Origin of the sequence: Clostridium sp. B9 (assembly GCF_050509515.1) — a bacterium.
In the GTDB taxonomy this organism is placed as follows: Bacteria; Bacillota; Clostridia; order Clostridiales; family Clostridiaceae; genus Sarcina.
In genome coordinates, this window is sequence record NZ_JBNWKA010000003.1 from 593960 (window position 1) to 609502 (window position 15543).

18 protein-coding genes and 1 other annotated feature are annotated in these 15543 nt (G+C 28.9%); of the genes, 14 read left to right on the forward strand and 4 right to left on the reverse strand.

The window, feature by feature from the left end; translation table 11 throughout:
• The first annotated feature begins 50 nt into the window (after nucleotides 1-50).
• Nucleotides 51-1244, forward strand: coding sequence for a phosphopentomutase (locus ACQZHJ_RS02710; protein WP_430484003.1), 1194 nt, complete (start codon nucleotides 51-53; stop codon nucleotides 1242-1244).
• Nucleotides 1245-1299: 55 nt separating this feature from the next.
• Here ACQZHJ_RS02710 and ACQZHJ_RS02715 read toward each other — a convergent pair whose 3' ends face one another.
• Both ACQZHJ_RS02715 and ACQZHJ_RS02720 read right to left on the reverse strand, forming a co-directional pair.
• A complete protein-coding gene (locus ACQZHJ_RS02715; RefSeq protein WP_430484004.1) occupies nucleotides 1300-1650 on the reverse strand; it encodes a winged helix-turn-helix transcriptional regulator in 351 nt (116 codons plus the stop codon).
• Nucleotides 1643-1996, reverse strand: coding sequence for a hypothetical protein (locus ACQZHJ_RS02720; RefSeq protein WP_430484005.1), 354 nt, complete (start codon nucleotides 1994-1996; stop codon nucleotides 1643-1645). Before ACQZHJ_RS02720 ends, ACQZHJ_RS02715 begins: the two co-directional genes overlap by 8 nt.
• A gap of 80 nt (nucleotides 1997-2076) precedes the next feature.
• Between ACQZHJ_RS02720 and ACQZHJ_RS02725 the strand changes: the two genes are divergently transcribed.
• The 7 genes from ACQZHJ_RS02725 (at nucleotide 2077) to ACQZHJ_RS02755 (ending at nucleotide 8596) form a co-directional block, all read left to right on the forward strand.
• Entirely contained in the window at nucleotides 2077-2244 is a 168-nt protein-coding gene (locus tag ACQZHJ_RS02725; protein WP_430484006.1) for a hypothetical protein, read from the forward strand.
• Nucleotides 2241-3059, forward strand: a complete 819-nt coding sequence (locus tag ACQZHJ_RS02730; RefSeq protein WP_430484007.1) for a purine-nucleoside phosphorylase — start codon at nucleotides 2241-2243, stop codon at nucleotides 3057-3059. Before ACQZHJ_RS02725 ends, ACQZHJ_RS02730 begins: the two co-directional genes overlap by 4 nt.
• A gap of 26 nt (nucleotides 3060-3085) precedes the next feature.
• The gene (gene pnuC / locus ACQZHJ_RS02735) at nucleotides 3086-3763 is read left to right on the forward strand and encodes a nicotinamide riboside transporter PnuC (protein WP_430484008.1); all 678 of its coding nucleotides are present in this window, start codon (nucleotides 3086-3088) and stop codon (nucleotides 3761-3763) included.
• A 27-nt stretch (nucleotides 3764-3790) separates the two neighbouring features.
• Nucleotides 3791-4432: a Crp/Fnr family transcriptional regulator gene (locus ACQZHJ_RS02740; RefSeq protein ID WP_430484009.1), complete on the forward strand. Its 642-nt coding sequence runs from the start codon at nucleotides 3791-3793 to the stop codon at nucleotides 4430-4432.
• 269 nt (nucleotides 4433-4701) lie between these two features.
• The gene (locus tag ACQZHJ_RS02745; RefSeq protein ID WP_430484010.1) at nucleotides 4702-5535 is read left to right on the forward strand and encodes a metallophosphoesterase; all 834 of its coding nucleotides are present in this window, start codon (nucleotides 4702-4704) and stop codon (nucleotides 5533-5535) included.
• Between the two features lie 179 nt (nucleotides 5536-5714).
• Nucleotides 5715-5987, forward strand: a binding site (T-box leader).
• Between the two features lie 282 nt (nucleotides 5988-6269).
• Nucleotides 6270-7619, forward strand: a complete 1350-nt coding sequence (gene brnQ, locus ACQZHJ_RS02750) for a branched-chain amino acid transport system II carrier protein (RefSeq protein ID WP_430484011.1) — start codon at nucleotides 6270-6272, stop codon at nucleotides 7617-7619.
• 254 nt (nucleotides 7620-7873) lie between these two features.
• A complete protein-coding gene (locus tag ACQZHJ_RS02755; protein WP_430484012.1) occupies nucleotides 7874-8596 on the forward strand; it encodes an SDR family oxidoreductase in 723 nt (240 codons plus the stop codon).
• Between the two features lie 86 nt (nucleotides 8597-8682).
• Here the strand turns inward: ACQZHJ_RS02755 and pdxT are convergent, their stop codons facing one another.
• Nucleotides 8683-9249, reverse strand: a complete 567-nt coding sequence (gene pdxT, locus ACQZHJ_RS02760; RefSeq protein WP_430484013.1) for a pyridoxal 5'-phosphate synthase glutaminase subunit PdxT — start codon at nucleotides 9247-9249, stop codon at nucleotides 8683-8685.
• Nucleotide 9250: 1 nt separating this feature from the next.
• Nucleotides 9251-10120 (reverse strand): pyridoxal 5'-phosphate synthase lyase subunit PdxS, encoded by an 870-nt coding sequence (gene pdxS / locus ACQZHJ_RS02765; RefSeq protein WP_430484014.1) that lies wholly within the window; start codon nucleotides 10118-10120, stop codon nucleotides 9251-9253.
• Nucleotides 10121-10339: 219 nt separating this feature from the next.
• On the opposite strand from pdxS, the gene ACQZHJ_RS02770 reads away from it, so the two are divergent.
• The 6 genes from ACQZHJ_RS02770 (at nucleotide 10340) to nadC (ending at nucleotide 15481) form a co-directional block, all read left to right on the forward strand.
• Entirely contained in the window at nucleotides 10340-11125 is a 786-nt protein-coding gene (locus ACQZHJ_RS02770; protein WP_430484015.1) for a GNAT family N-acetyltransferase, read from the forward strand.
• 60 nt (nucleotides 11126-11185) lie between these two features.
• Nucleotides 11186-11338: a hypothetical protein gene (locus tag ACQZHJ_RS02775; protein ID WP_430484016.1), complete on the forward strand. Its 153-nt coding sequence runs from the start codon at nucleotides 11186-11188 to the stop codon at nucleotides 11336-11338.
• Between the two features lie 35 nt (nucleotides 11339-11373).
• Complete coding sequence (locus ACQZHJ_RS02780) at nucleotides 11374-12237, forward strand: NAD(P)-dependent oxidoreductase (protein WP_430484017.1); 864 nt, start codon at nucleotides 11374-11376, stop codon at nucleotides 12235-12237.
• A 219-nt stretch (nucleotides 12238-12456) separates the two neighbouring features.
• Nucleotides 12457-13362, forward strand: a complete 906-nt coding sequence (gene nadA / locus ACQZHJ_RS02785) for a quinolinate synthase NadA (RefSeq protein ID WP_430486855.1) — start codon at nucleotides 12457-12459, stop codon at nucleotides 13360-13362.
• A gap of 3 nt (nucleotides 13363-13365) precedes the next feature.
• Nucleotides 13366-14685 carry an L-aspartate oxidase gene (locus ACQZHJ_RS02790; protein WP_430484018.1) on the forward strand — a complete coding sequence of 440 codons (1320 nt, stop codon included), beginning with the start codon at nucleotides 13366-13368 and terminating at the stop codon, nucleotides 14683-14685.
• Nucleotides 14642-15481, forward strand: a complete 840-nt coding sequence (nadC, locus tag ACQZHJ_RS02795) for a carboxylating nicotinate-nucleotide diphosphorylase (protein ID WP_430484019.1) — start codon at nucleotides 14642-14644, stop codon at nucleotides 15479-15481. The genes ACQZHJ_RS02790 and nadC overlap by 44 nt, the downstream gene beginning before the upstream one ends.
• Nucleotides 15482-15543 lie beyond the last annotated feature (62 nt).

A 15543-nucleotide genomic window follows, 5' to 3' on the forward strand; every position in this document is an offset into this window, starting at 1 on the left:
AATCTTAAAAATTATAATAGATATACGGAAATACAACAGGGGGTTCTAAAATGAGCAAGAAGTATAAAAGAATTTTCACAATAGTAATAGATTCATTAGGTGTTGGACAAATGAAGGATTCAAAGGAATATGGAGATGTTAATGTTGATACATTAGGACATATAGCTGAGTCAGTAGATACATTTAATATACCAAACCTTCAAAAAATGGGTATAGCAAACTTACATCCAATTAAACATGTTGGACCAGTAGCTAATCCTTTAGGATACCAAATGAAAATGGAAGAGGCTAGTGTTGGTAAAGATACAATGACTGGACATTGGGAGATGATGGGTTTACACATAACTAAACCATTCCAAACTTTCACTGATACTGGATTCCCTAAAGAATTATTAGATGAGTTAAGTGAAAAAACAGGTCATAAAATAGTAGGAAACAAGAGTGCTAGTGGAACTGAGATTCTAGATGAATTAGGAGAGCACCAAATAGCTACTGGTGATATGATAGTTTACACATCAGCAGACTCAGTTTTACAAATCTGTGGTCAAGAAGAAACTTTCGGATTAGATGAATTATACAGATGTTGTGAAATTGCAAGAGAATTAACTCTTAAAGATGAGTGGAAAGTTGGAAGAATCATAGCAAGACCTTATTTAGGAACTAAAAAAGGTGAGTTCAAAAGAACAAGTAATAGACATGACTATGCTTTAAAACCATACGGAAGAACTGTTCTTAATGAATTAAAAGATAATAACTATGACGTTATATCAGTTGGTAAAATCAAAGATATATTTGATGGTGAAGGAATAACTGAAGGAAATAAATCTAAGAGTTCAGTTCATGGAATGGAGCAAACATTAGAAATAATGGATAGAGATTTCACAGGATTCTGTTTTGTTAATTTAGTTGACTTTGATGCTTTATGGGGACACAGAAGAAATCCTCAAGGATATGCTGAAGAATTAGAAAAATTCGATGTTAACTTAGGAAAAGTATTAGATAAATTAAATGAAGATGATTTATTAATCATAACTGCTGACCATGGTAATGATCCAACTTACACAGGAACAGACCATACTCGTGAGTATGTACCATTCTTAGCTTATTCACCTTCAATGAAAGGTCATGGACAATTAGAAACACCTAAAACTTTTGCTACAATAGGAGCAACAATTGCTGATAACTTTGGATTAAAAATGCCAGAGGGAACAATTGGAGAATCAGTTTTAGATAAATTAGTTTGATAAGAATTTAAAAGATGCTATATCAAGTTTTGATATAGCATCTTTTTTTTAGTTATTATTCGCATTGTGGATTTATAAATTCAAATCTCTCTTCATCAGCATTTTTTTCTCCCCATTCGCACATAAGCTCTAAAATAGGAAATAAGGATTCACCTTTTTTAGTAGCAGTGTATTCAACTTTTGGAGGGACTACTGCATAAACTTTTCTTTCAACAAGACCATCTCTTTCTAACTCTCTAAGTTGATTTGTTAGAGTTTTTTGAGAAACATTAGATATAAATGATTTTATTTCTCCAAATCTCTTTGTACCTTCCTCTATAAGATAGTATAAAATTAATGGTTTCCATTTACCACCTATAGCCATCAAAGTTATTTCCATTTCACAAGTTACTTTAATTTTATCCATTAATATCATCCTTATATTTTTTTAATATATAAATAATCAAGAAATAAATAGCACAAAAAATAAAAATATTTTGTGCTATATAGAAAACACTACCAATTAATTCGTTTTTTTCATCAAGCAAATGAGAAACTGGCCAAAATGACATAAAACAACAAACTCCATAGATACTTATTAAAATACGTAAAATCAAATGCCAATCTTCTCCATACATCCAAGCTAATAAGCAAAAACTTAAAAATAATGAAAAAACTAAATTTAGTATTTGAATAAAAATATTAGGTTTTTCTACATCTTGCCAGATCCAGTATTTTAAAATAGATTTTAAAATATAAAATATTTTATTCATAAAATACACCTCGACAATATAAAAAATTCTATCTAAATATAATGATATCATATAAAATAAATATTTAATTAAAATATAGAATGAAATTAAAGTGGGAGAAGCTATATAGAGAAGATTTATATATTAAGTTCTTAAATAAGCTTGGATTTGTAGCAAGAAACTCTTGGACAAATGTCCTTGAAAACATTTACTTAATATTCGATAATAAGCTTGTAAGGAACAAAGAGAGAGGGGAGAACTTAAGATGAATTTATCAAAAGAAATTAAAGAAGCTTATGAATATATAAAATCTAGAAGCAAATATTCTCCTAAAATAGGGATAGTTTTAGGAACTGGTTTAGGAGAGCTAGCTAATGAAATAAAGGATGCTGAATATTATAAATACATGGATATACCTAATTTTCCAGTACCAACTATAGATGGACATGAGGGGACACTAATAATAGGAAAGTTACATGGAAAAGAAGTTATTGCTATGAAGGGAAGATGTCATTATTATGAGGGGCATTCAATGCAAAGGATAACATTGCCTATTAGAGTGATGAAACTTTTAGGGGTTGAAACTCTTATAGTTACCAATTGCTCAGGACAAGCTAAAGAATCTATTGAAGCTGGTGATTTAGTAGTTATAAGAAATCATATAAACTTAACTGGAGATAATCCTTTAAGAGGAGAAAATTTACCAGAGTTTGGAGAACGATTCCCAGATTTAGCTTATCCATATGATAAGGAATTAAGAGAAAATATAAAAAATATTGCAAGAAATTTAAATATAGATTTAAAAGAAGGGGTATATGCAATGTTTCCTGGACCAAGCTATGAAACAGCTACAGAAACATTGATGGCAGCTGCTTTAGGAGCAGATGTAGTTGGAATGTCTACCGTACCAGAGGTTATAGTTGCAAATCATTGTGGAATGAAAGTCTTAGGATTTTCAGGAGTGCCTTGTTTAGCAGCGGCATATTCAGATGAAGAAATAACTCATGAATCTGTTATGGCTAACTTTGAAAGTATAGCTAAAAAGTGTACAAGCATTGTGAATGAGTTTTTAAAACAATATTAAGGTAAAGAACTAAGGAGGAGAATTTTATGGAATTAATGAAAAAGTGTACTGCATATACTTGTAGTCCATTATTTGTAGTGATAGCTTGTGCTATATGCTTAGTGGTTGGGGTTGCAATAGATTCAAGCCTAATAGAAATTTTTGCATCAGTAATGGGAATAATAAATGTATGGTTATTATCAAGAGAGAAGGTATCAAATTTTATCTTTGGAATAATTACAGTTTTAGCTTATTTATACATATACTACAACACAGGTTTATATGCTTTAGCAATATTAGCTTGCTTCCAAGTAGGATTTAATATATTTGGATGGTATTATTGGGTTAAAAATTCAGATCAAGAGGATAAGGTGGTAACATCAGGATTAACTAAAAAAGGACAAGTTATTTGGACTATAGTTATTTTAGCAGCTTGGGCAGTGTGGGGATATGTAGAGATAAATATATTACATGCTCAAAATGCAGTATTAGATAGTTTAGGAGCTGTACTTGGATTAGTAGCTCAATATTGGTTAAGTAAAAAATTATATGAAAACTGGATACTATGGATATTAAGCAACATATTATTTATAATTATATATATACTAAATGGATACTATGTAATGTTAATATTGGTTGCTATTCAATTAATCTTATCAGTTTCAGGATTACTAGAATGGTATGCTAGCTATAAAGAGCAAGGAGAAAATAAATTAACTGCATAGAAAATATTTTTATGGGTGTGATTTAAGATGAAAAGTTGTGAATTAATAAATTTTATAAATAATTGTCCAAATGAAATAAAAAAAGAGCTTAAAGATAGAATTTTTAAATATGGAGAGAAATTATTAATTCAAAATGAAAGATGTGATTTTGTTTATATCTTAATAGAAGGAAAAATAAAAACATATCACTCAGATTTTACAGGAGCAATATATTTAGAGGATATTGATAGTGAAGCAACAATCTTTGGAGAATTAGAAGCATTAATTGATGAAGAGGTTGTTACTACAGTAGAGGCAATATCTGATTGCAAAACATTAGAAATAAGTAAAGAGTCTTTTGTAAAATGGATGGAGTTAGATAATAAGTTTTCAATGTTTATAAGTAAACTTATAGCAGAGAGAAATTATGAGTGTTGTAAAAGAGAGCGAGTAAATGCCTTCTATAATTTGAGATATAGAGTAATGTACATAATATTAAATACACTTTATAAAAATAATTTGGGAATAACAAAGGATTTGCTAGTTGAAGGGGTAGGATCAAATATTAGAAGTATAAATAGAATAATAAATCAGCTAGTAGATGAGGGGATTTTAGATTATAAATCAGGAAAAATAACTGTTAAATCAATAGAGAAACTAAAAGAAGAAGTAAATTATTATAAGCCTTAAAATAAATATGGGGCTGTATCAAAACTTATTAATAAAATTTGTTTTGATGCAGCCTTTTGTTTTTATGTAAAAATATATTTAACCTTTTGCTATATAGTTAGGTTAAAGTAGTTGTATAATTAGTAGAAATATATATGGATATATGTATTGATTTTAGTATATATTAAAATGTAATAAATGTGATTTTTAGATAGAACTCTTTAATAAGAGCTCTACTTTTCATAGTGAAAGCTATTCAATAAAAGTAATTTTAGTTAGAGAGGTTTATGATGGGATTTTTACTAGGTGCATTAGGAGCAATATCTATAGCTGGATTTTGTTATTATGAGAACAATTGGATAAGTACAACAAGTTATGAGGTTGATTTAGGGCTTGAAGAAGAGATAATAGTGGTTCATTTATCAGATCTTCATAGTAAACAGTATGGAAAAAACAATAAAAAACTTAAGAAATTAATATTAGATGAAAAACCGGATTTAATTGTTTCAACTGGAGATATTATAGATTCAAATCTTGAGAATATGGATGAAACAATAAACTTTTTAAGTGATTTAAATAAAGATGTTAAGGTAATATTTATTTTAGGAAATAATGAGCAAAGGTGTGAGAAGGCTGATTATATTTATGAGACTTTAAAAGCAAAAGGCGTTACTGCTTTAGAGAATGAAATCACTACATTTACATTAAGAGATATTAAAATAAATATATTAGGTATGTTGGAACTACCTGTTGGAATTTTAAATTCTCCATTTAAAAAGGTGAAGGGAAGATATGTTTGTAGCTATGCCGATAGTTTATTTAAAAAATTAGAAAATTTAGAGGGAGTAAAGATTGCTTTAAGTCATTATCCTGAAAAATTTGAAGAAGAATATTCAAAGTATGATTTTGATGTTATGTTTTCTGGGCATGCACATGGAGGTCAGTTTGTAATTCCAGTGATTAGAAGAGGATTAATTGCACCAGGGCAAGGGTTCTTCCCTAAGTACACGGAAGGTATGCATGGAAGTAAAAATAAACTTATTATTAGTAGAGGGCTTGGAAGCAGTGGAATACCACTAAGGTTATTTAACAGACCTGAGATTGTAAAAGTAAAGATAAAATAGAATTTTTTATTATATTAATTGTATTAAAGTTATAAAAGAATAATTATAAAATATTAAAAATATGTCGTTAAAATTTGTATTATATCATATTAATATTGGTAAAAATAGTTAAATAATAAAAATCACTTAAAAAGTTGACGTATGGAAAAATAAGATATAATATACATATAAATTAAAAAATAAATTCTATGAAGAGAAAAAGTAAGAAATATTTATTGATCCACAGAGAGTTGACAATTTGCTGAAAGTCAATGTTCAAGGTATATCTGAAAATCATCTCGGAGAAGTAAAACTGAAGCTATTTTAGTAAGTTTTATCGGATTTTCACCGTTAAATGAAAAGCGTATTATTTAGTACGTATTTTGAGAGTGCTATAAATTAAATATATAGATTTTAACTATATATTTATTTATAGAATTAGGGTGGTAACGCGATTTAACCTCGTCCCTTTTATAGGGACGGGGTATTTTTATTTTTAAATAGCTTTTAAAGTGAAATTAATCAAAAAGGGGGATTTTTTTATGGACATAGACATAGAGGGAGAAATTATAATTTTTGAGAGAGAAAAAAGGCTATGTTTTTATCTAGGGTAAAACAAAAAATAGGTTGGTATTTAAATTAATTATAATTTTTAAAAATATTTAAGTTAGTATTTATAAATATAACCTTAAAGTAAAGTGATAACCTTATTTAAAATTCATAGTTAATAAAAAAAAGAAATGGGGCAATTAATTATGAAAGAGTTATCAAGAAAAGATTTATTATTAGTAAGTTTAATGTTATTTTCACTATTTTTTGGAGCAGGAAATTTAATATTTCCTCCTTTTTTAGGACAGGCAGCAGGGGGAGCAACTTGGATTACAATCTTAGGGTTCTTTGTTACAGCAGTTGGTTTCCCTGTATTAGGAGTAATAGCTGTTGCAAAATCAGGAGGATTACATTCATTAGCAAGTAGGGTTAATCCTACATTTGCAACTATATTTACAGTACTTATTTATATTTCAATAGGGCCAGGACTTGGAATACCAAGAGCAGGAAGTCTACCATTTGAAATGGCAGTTGCACCTTTTTTACCAGAAGGGTTAATATCAAATAATTTAGCATTATTTATATATACATTTATATTTTTTGCAGTGGCATACTGGCTTTCATTATCTCCAGCAAAACTAGTTGATCGTATGGGAAAAGTTTTGACACCAAGTTTACTTGTTCTTATCAGCATAGTTTTTTTAGCTAGTATTTTTAAACCGTTAGGTGGATATGGAGAAGTAACAGGAGTTTACAAAGAATCTCCAATTATAAGTGGATTTTTAGATGGATATATGACTATGGATACAATTGCAGCATTAAACTTTGGAATAGTAATAGCTTTAGTAATAAAATCTAAAGGTGTAAAAGAAGAAAAGTTTGTTGTAAAAACCTCAATAAAAGCAGGAATTATAGCAGGAAGTTTATTGATTTTAATTTATTCAATGTTAGCACATCTAGGAGCAACTAGTGGAGGAAGATTTGGATTAACAGAAAACGGAGCTCAAACTTTAGGAAATATATTTAATTATATATTTGGTAAACCAGGAGCTATTTTATTAGCAGTACTATTTACTTTAGCATGCTTAACTACTTGCGTAGGATTAATTACGTCTTGTAGTCAATACTTTCAAACATTAACTAAAAAAATAAATTATATTTCTTGGGTTAGAATATTAACATTAACAAGCATGTTTTTAGCAAATATGGGATTAAACAAAATACTATCTATATCAGTTCCAGTTCTAAATGCAATATATCCAATAGCAATAATGCTGATTGTTTTAGCTATGATGGATAAGTTTATAGGAGAAAGTTCAATTGTATATGTAATGACAATAACTTTTACTGGAGTAGTAAGTATTTTTCATGCTTTAAGTGGTGCAGGAATAAATATAGAGTTTTTAAATAATATCTTTAATAGACTACCTTTTTATTCTAAAGGATTAGGATGGGTTATCCCTGCCTTAGTAGGTTTATTTATTGGTATAGCTTTTAAAGCATTAAATGAGAAATTAAAGGTAGAAGAGAGAGAAAAAGTTCTTAATATAAATTAGGCTAATAGTTACCTCCATTACACTATGGGAAAATAAAGTGCGTACTTGAAAGAATGGCTAAAAGTGATAGCATATAGTCTGTGGAAAATACTTTTATAATATATTGAAAGATGGATATATTAAATAAGAATAAAAACTTAAAGGATATTTTAAAATAGGAAGTTTATCTTTTATAAGTTTTAATAAGAGTATTTTAGCATTATAGATAGAAGTTTTAAGTATTTTATATAAATAGTTATTTGGAGGTATTAAGTATGAATAAAGGACTAGTAGTTGTTACAGGGGCAAGCTCAGGAATAGGAGCTAAAATAGCAGAAACAATGAGTAAACAAGGTCACCCAGTATTATTATTATCAAGAAGGTTAGATCCAATGGAAGCTTTAAATTTACCAAATTCATTATGCAAATCAGTTGATGTTTCTGATTTAGAAGGAATGAGAGCTGCTATAGTAGAAGCTGAGGAGAAGTTTGGTAAAGTTGATTTACTTGTAAACTGTGCAGGAATAATGTTATTAGGACATCCTGAAATACAAGATTTCAAAGAGTGGAATGATATGATTGATGTTAATATAAAAGGTATATTAACAGGAACTAATATTGTTTTAAAAGATATGGTAGAAAGAAATGAAGGAACAATAGTTAATATCAGTTCAATAGCTGGACGTAAAACTTTTGATAACCATGCTGTTTATTGTGGAACTAAGTTTGCAGTGCATGCAATAACTGAAAATATAAGAAAAGAAGTTTCAGGAAGCAACGTACGTATGATAACAATAGCACCTGGAGTAGTTGAAACACCATTATTAAGCCACACAAGTGACAAGGGAATAGTTGAAGATTATAATGAATGGAAGAAAACTATAGAATCAGGTTTGGAACCACAAAAAATAGCAGACTGTGTATCATTTGCTTACAATCAACCACAGGATGTTTGTATAAGAGAGATTGTTATAGCTAAGACTAAGCAAGCTGATTAATTAAAAATTAAATTTATATTTTAATATAGTGTTAATTTCTAGATAGAAATCAACACTATTTTTTATTTAGCTAAGATTAAATGATGTTATGAACAAAAGTTATTTATAAAATAATCTAAAAAACTTAAATCATCAGTTAATTCAGGGTGGAATGATGAAACAAGCATATTTTTTTCTTTTGCAGCTACTATTACATTGTTCACTTTGCAAAGAATATCTACATTTTCATCATATTCTGAAATATAAGGAGCTCTTATAAAGACTAACCTTATAGGTTCTTTAATACCTTTTACCTTTTCAAAGGTTTCAAAGCTATTTATTTGTCTTCCAAAAGCATTTCTTTTAACTTTTATGTTCATAAGCCCAAGGTGAGGAGTTTCCTCATTTTCAATTTCTTTAGCTAAAAGAATCATTCCAGCACAAGTTCCCCATACAGGAAGACCACTTTTAATTTTTGATTTTAAAGGTTCTATAAGTCCTGTTATTCTTAAGAGTTTTCCTATAGTTGTACTTTCACCACCAGGAAATATTATTCCATCTAGTTTATCTAAATTAGATGGAGATTTTACTTCTATAGCCTCATGACCTAGTGCTTGAATACTTTTAATATGTTCAATAACATCCCCTTGAAAAGCTAGTACACCTATTAGCATATTACCATCCTCTTTCCTCATATCTTACATCAAGTTCTTCACAGGCTATGCCTTTCATAGCATCTCCTAAGTCTTCTGAAATCTCAGCTAATTTTACTGGATCATTATAGAAAGTTGTTGCTAAAACTATTGCTCTAGCCCTTTTTTCAGGATTATTTGATTTAAATATTCCAGAGCCAACAAATACACCCTCACTTCCAAGCTTCATCATAAGTGCAGCATCAGCAGGAGTAGCAATTCCACCTGCAGCAAAGTTTACAACTGGTAATTTTCCATATTCATGAACATATTTTATTAAATCATATGGAGCATTAAAATCATTTGCAATAGTCATAAGTTCTTCAGGTGATGAATTTTTAACATATGTTATTTCACTCATAATTTGTCTCATATGAGTTACTGCTTGTACAACATCACCAGTACCAGCTTCTCCTTTAGTTCTAATCATTGAAGCACCTTCACCAATTCTTCTTAAAGCTTCTCCAAGATTTCTAGCACCACATACAAATGGAGCTTTAAATTGATTTTTATCAATGTGATATTTATTATCTGCTGGTGTTAAAACTTCACTTTCATCAATAAAATCTATATCTAAAGCTTGTAATATTTCAGCCTCAACAAAATGACCAATTCTAACTTTTGCCATAACGGGAATGGAAACTGCTTCTTGAATTTCCTTAATCATTTTAGGATCAGACATTCTAGCAACTCCACCTTCTTTTCTAATATCAGATGGAACTCTTTCAAGAGCCATAACTGCACACGCACCTGCTTTTTCTGCAATTATTGCTTCTTCTTTATTGGTAACATCCATTATTACTCCACCTTTTAACATTTGCGCTAAGTTTTTATTAATCTCATTTCTACTCATTCTCAATACCTCCCAATTTTTACAAGATGTTATGAGTAAAATACTAATATTAAGCTAAAAAAAAGGCAAATATATCGATACAATTAGCTATAATTATATCTGTGTAGACTTAAGCCATTGAAAAAGAATATAATAAAAAATAGTATATAAGAGACTTGAATTATTTATCAATGAATTAAATATTAAGGGTTAGTAGCTTGAAGGAAAGGTAAGAATTTTATGATTTATGAGGTTAATGATGGTAGAGAAAAGTTAAGAAGTTTATTTGAAGATTTTAATGATACAATGATTGATTCATATATAGATGGATATATGGGTGAGGCTTGGGTTGATAACATTAAAAATCCTAAAGTAGCTCAAATAAAAGTAGGTGTTTTTAACTTTTTTTCTGGAGATTCAAATATTACAGAAGCTAGAGAATTAGTAGAAAATATTCGTGAAGAAGCTTTAATTATTTTGGAAGCTGATGAATGGTTAGATATTATAAAAGAAGTTTATAATGAAAATTTATATGAATTAAAGAGATATGCATTTGAAAGAAGCTTTGAGAACTTTAATATAGAGGATCTAAAGAAAAATGTTGAAAGACTTCCTAAAGAGTATGAGCTTAGAAAAATTGATAAAGAAATTGCTTATAGCAAATCACTTCAAGAATTAACAGAGGACTTTACAAGTCAGTTTGATTCTATAGAGCATTATTTAGAAAGAGGAATAGGGTTTTGTATATTACATAATGGAAAAGTAGTATCTGGAGCATCCTCTTATAACTCTTATAAAGGTGGAATTGAAGTTGAGATTGATACTCTTGAAGAGTATAGACGAAAAGGCTTAGCACAAATAGTAGCATCTGCATTAATTTTATATTGTATAGAAAATAATATATATCCTAATTGGGATGCAGCAAATCTTGAGTCAGTTGCTTTAGCTGAGAAGCTAGGATATAAAATGAAAAAAATATATAATGCTTATTATATAAATAATAAATTTAAAGTTTACACAGATTAAGCTTATGATTTATCATAAATAATGATTATAGAATTTGCACTAGAATAGGAGAAATAAATTATGAACAAGAATATGGAAATGATGAAAAAACTTATAGAAGAGAAAAAGAACAAAGGAAAAAATTTAGGTGGAAATGTTAGGGCAGCAAAATCAATTGGAACTGTCCAACATGGAAGAAAGAAAAATAATGGTGGAGGCTTATTCGATAAATAAGCTTAATAAATATTAAAATAGGGAGTGAGGATTTTATGAAGAAAATAGCATTTGTTGGTGTAGGAATAATGGGAAAATCTATGGTTAGAAACCTTATGAAAGCTGGTTTTCTAGTAAATATTTTTGCTAGAAATAAATCTAAGGTTTTAGATGTTATTGAAGAGGGCGCAAAATTTCACCCAAGCATAGCAGAATGTGTTAAAGATTGTGATGTAGTTATTACAATAGTAGGTTTTCCAAAGGATGTTGAGGAAGTTTATTTTGATGAGAGTGGAATACTTAACAACGTAAAAGAAGGAACATATTTAATAGATATGACTACTTCTAGTCCGGAGCTTGCTAAGAAGATATATGATGAAAGTAAGAGAAGGAGAATAAAAGCTTTAGATGCTCCTGTTACTGGCGGAGATATTGGTGCCAAAAATGGAACTTTAAGCATATTAGTTGGTGGAGATGAGGAAGACTTTAACAAGTGTATGCCTATCTTTGAGGCTATGGGAAATAATATTCATTATGAAGGGCAAGCAGGATTTGGTCAACATACTAAACTTGCTAATCAAATAATGATAGCAGGAGCTATATCAGGAGTTTGTGAAGCTATGGCTTATGCAGAAGAAAAGGGGTTAAATATTCAAAAAATGTTAGACTCAGTTTCAAAGGGAGCTGCAGGGAGTAGACAGTTAGAACTAGTAGCACCAAAAGTTATTGTAGAAGATTTTGAGCCAGGATTCTTTATTAAACATTTTATAAAGGATATGAAATTAGCTAAAGAAGAATCAGAAAAAAGTGGGTTAAGTCTGGATATTTTAAGTGATGTCCTAGAGAACTATGAAGCTTTAGAAAAAGAAGGCTTTGGAGATCTAGGAACACAAGCTTTAATTAAGCATTATGAAAAATAAAGATTTGATACCAATTTAAAATAAAAATTTACCATAATAATTTAATAGAATTTTCAATAGAAAACTAGAGTTTATAGATAGAAATTTTAAGGTGGCTATTCTATAAGTTCTAGTTTTATTTTATTAAATTTTAGTGCTATTTATTGAAATAGGATTTTATTGATGATATTATAAAGTAAAATTTATCCATAAAAGATACAAAATGGGGGTTATAAGGTGATGAATTTAAAGGAAGAAATTTTGAATTTAAAAAAGAAAAAGAATGCAGTTATATTAGCGCATTATTATCAGATTCCTGAAATTCAAGATATAGCAGATTATGTTGGGGATTCATATTACTTAAGTAAAATAGCTAAGGACTGTAGTGAACAAACAATTGTTTTTTGTGGTGTTAAGTTTATGGCTGAAAGTGCAAAGATACTCTCACCAAACAAAACAGTTATATTACCAGTTATGGAGGCAGGTTGCTCAATGGCTGATATGGCAACATCTCATAAAGTAAACATATTAAAGCAAAATTATCCTAATGCTAAAGTAGTTTGTTATATAAATTCCTCAGCTGAAGTTAAGGCGGTATCAGACGTTTGTTGTACTTCATCAAATGCTTTAAATATTATAAGAAATATAAAGGAAGAGGAAATTATATTTTTACCAGATAAAAATTTAGGATCATATATACAAGAACAAATACCAGAAAAAAATATAATATTATGGGATGGATATTGTACTATTCATGAAAGAATTAAAAAAGAAGAGATAGAGAAATTTAGAAAAAATCATGAGGGAATATTAATTGTTGTTCATCCAGAGTGCAATAAAGATATAAGAGATGAAGCTGATTTTATAGGAAGTACAGGAGAAATAATAAGCTTTGTTAATAATTCAGATGAGAAAAAATTTCTTATAGTAACAGAGCAAGGGGTAATTCATCAATTAAGAAAAAATAATAGTGAAAAAGAATTTTATACGCCATATGGAAGTATGGTTTGTCCAAGTATGAAGATAACCACTTTAGAACACTTATATGATTGTCTTTTAAATACAAAGAATGCAATTGAAATAGATGAAGAATTAAGAAAAAATGCTTATAATTCATTAGAAAATATGCATAGACTTGGAGAGTAGAATATGGATTTTATAACTGATGTTTTAATAGTTGGAACAGGGGTTGCAGGTTTATATGCAGCTCTTAATTTAAGAAAAGATTTAAAGATAACTATGATTTCTAAAAGTAAAATTAGTGAATGTAATTCATCTCTAGCACAAGGAGGAATTTCTGTAGCTAGAGGAGAGGATGACTTTGAGTTATTTATTGAAGATACTTTAAGAGCAGGAAAGTATGAGAATAAAATAGATTCTCTTGAGGTGTTGGTTGAAGAATCTATGGAAAATGTAGAGGAACTTATTAAGCTTGGTGTTGATTTTGAAGAGGATGAAAATGGATTATGTTTTACAAAGGAAGCAGCGCATAGCATAAATAGAATTGTTCATCACAAGGATATTACTGGGAAAAGAGTTCATGAAGTTCTTTTAGAAAATGTTCTTGAAAAAGGTAATATTGAGATAATAGAAGAATGTGAACTAGTGGAGTTATTAGAAAAAGATAATTCATGTAGTGGAGCAGTTTTTATTAAAGATGAAAAAAGAGTGAATATATATTCAAAGAAAGTTATATTAGCTACAGGAGGATTAGGAGGACTATTTAGAAATTCAACTAACGAGAGAATAATAACTGGAGATAGTATAGGGATAGCTTTAAGGAAAGGTATTAAAGTTAAAAATCTTGAATATATTCAATTTCATCCAACATCTTTTTTCAATAAAAATAAGAATGAGAAAAAATTCTTGATTTCTGAGTCTGTTAGAGGAGAAGGTGGAAAATTAATTAATTGTTATGGTGAAAGATTTGTAGATGAGCTATTACCAAGAGATGTAGTTACAAAACACATATATGAAGAGATGAAAAGAACTAAATCTGAAAATGTATTTTTAGATGTTTCATTTATGGATAAAGGTTTCTTAAAAAATAGATTTCCTAATATATATAAAGAATGTTTAGAGGCTGGAATTGATATAAGTAAAGAGCCCATACCAGTTGTGCCAGCCCAACATTATTTTATGGGAGGAATTGAAGTTAATTTAGAGGGGAAAACTTCAATGGAAAATTTATATGCTTTTGGTGAAGTAAGTTGTACAGGAGTACATGGAGCAAATAGACTTGCTAGTAACTCACTTTTAGAAGCATTAGTATTTTCAAGAAGAGGAGCCTTTTATATAAATAAAATTATTGATGATTTAGAAATTAAGAAAGTAAATGAAGAGTATATAGATTTAGAGTATTTAAAAGAGATAAATAAAAAAGTTTTATTAAAAGAAATCTGTAATTTGAGAGGGGATATTATAAATGAATTGGTTACTTGCAGAGGAGAATATAAGAAGAGCTCTTAATGAGGATTTACAGTATGGAGATATAACAACAGAGTCAGTTGTATTTGAAGATAGATTAGCAAAGGTTGATATAATAGCTAAGGAAGATGGAGTGGTAGCTGGAATAGAAGTCTTTAAAATGGTCTTTAAGATTCTTGGGAAGGTAGATGTAAGTTTCTATATAAAGGATGGAGAAGAAGTCAAAAAAGGAGAAAAATTTGGAGAAGTTTATGGAGATGCTAAAAATATCTTAAGTGGAGAAAGAGTTGCTTTAAATTACATGCAGAGAATGTGTGGAATAGCAACTTTAACTAGAGCATTTACAAAAAAGTTAGAAGGTACAAGGACTAAACTATTAGATACAAGAAAAACAACTCCTAATATGAGATTATTTGAGAAATACGCAGTAAAGGTTGGGGGAGGAACCAACCATAGATTTGGATTAAATGACGGAGTTATGATAAAGGATAATCATATAGAAGCGGCAGGAGGAATAAAAAATGCTGTATTTCTAGCAAGAAAAAATTCTCCTTTTGTAAGAAAAATAGAGGTTGAAGTTGAAAATATAGATCAGTTAAAAGAAGCACTTGAGGCAAAAGCAGATATTATAATGCTGGATAATATGAACATAGATATGTTAAAAGAATCTGTAGAATTAATAGGAGATAAAGCAGAAATAGAAGCTTCAGGAAATGTAACTTTAGAGACTATAGAAGAAATTGCTAAGACGGGAGTAGATTTTATTTCGACAGGAGCAGTTACTCATTCATTTAAAGTGTTAGATATAAGTATGAAAAATTTTAAATATGTAAATTAAAAAAACACATTCTAGTTAAAAGCTAGAATGTGTTTTTATTTAAAATAAATTAAATTATCATA

Bases quoted from the DNA above. Each gene is read 5' to 3' on its own strand.
- pdxS (WP_430484014.1), bottom strand. From the start codon at position 10,120: ATGAGTAGAAATGAGATTAATAAAAACTTAGCGCAAATGTTAAAAGGT.
- ACQZHJ_RS02720 (WP_430484005.1), bottom strand. From the start codon at position 1,996: ATGAATAAAATATTTTATATTTTAAAATCTATTTTAAAATACTGGATC.
- ACQZHJ_RS02755 (WP_430484012.1), top strand. From the start codon at position 7,874: ATGAATAAAGGACTAGTAGTTGTTACAGGGGCAAGCTCAGGAATAGGA.
- nadA (WP_430486855.1), top strand. From the start codon at position 12,457: ATGAATTTAAAGGAAGAAATTTTGAATTTAAAAAAGAAAAAGAATGCA.
- ACQZHJ_RS02740 (WP_430484009.1), top strand. From the start codon at position 3,791: ATGAAAAGTTGTGAATTAATAAATTTTATAAATAATTGTCCAAATGAA.
- ACQZHJ_RS02780 (WP_430484017.1), top strand. From the start codon at position 11,374: ATGAAGAAAATAGCATTTGTTGGTGTAGGAATAATGGGAAAATCTATG.
- nadC (WP_430484019.1), top strand. From the start codon at position 14,642: ATGAATTGGTTACTTGCAGAGGAGAATATAAGAAGAGCTCTTAATGAG.
- ACQZHJ_RS02730 (WP_430484007.1), top strand. From the start codon at position 2,241: ATGAATTTATCAAAAGAAATTAAAGAAGCTTATGAATATATAAAATCT.
- ACQZHJ_RS02710 (WP_430484003.1), top strand. From the start codon at position 51: ATGAGCAAGAAGTATAAAAGAATTTTCACAATAGTAATAGATTCATTA.
- ACQZHJ_RS02725 (WP_430484006.1), top strand. From the start codon at position 2,077: ATGAAATTAAAGTGGGAGAAGCTATATAGAGAAGATTTATATATTAAG.
- pdxT (WP_430484013.1), bottom strand. From the start codon at position 9,249: ATGCTAATAGGTGTACTAGCTTTTCAAGGGGATGTTATTGAACATATT.
- pnuC (WP_430484008.1), top strand. From the start codon at position 3,086: ATGGAATTAATGAAAAAGTGTACTGCATATACTTGTAGTCCATTATTT.
- ACQZHJ_RS02715 (WP_430484004.1), bottom strand. From the start codon at position 1,650: ATGGATAAAATTAAAGTAACTTGTGAAATGGAAATAACTTTGATGGCT.
- brnQ (WP_430484011.1), top strand. From the start codon at position 6,270: ATGAAAGAGTTATCAAGAAAAGATTTATTATTAGTAAGTTTAATGTTA.
- ACQZHJ_RS02775 (WP_430484016.1), top strand. From the start codon at position 11,186: ATGAACAAGAATATGGAAATGATGAAAAAACTTATAGAAGAGAAAAAG.
- ACQZHJ_RS02790 (WP_430484018.1), top strand. From the start codon at position 13,366: ATGGATTTTATAACTGATGTTTTAATAGTTGGAACAGGGGTTGCAGGT.
- ACQZHJ_RS02770 (WP_430484015.1), top strand. From the start codon at position 10,340: ATGATTTATGAGGTTAATGATGGTAGAGAAAAGTTAAGAAGTTTATTT.
- ACQZHJ_RS02745 (WP_430484010.1), top strand. From the start codon at position 4,702: ATGGGATTTTTACTAGGTGCATTAGGAGCAATATCTATAGCTGGATTT.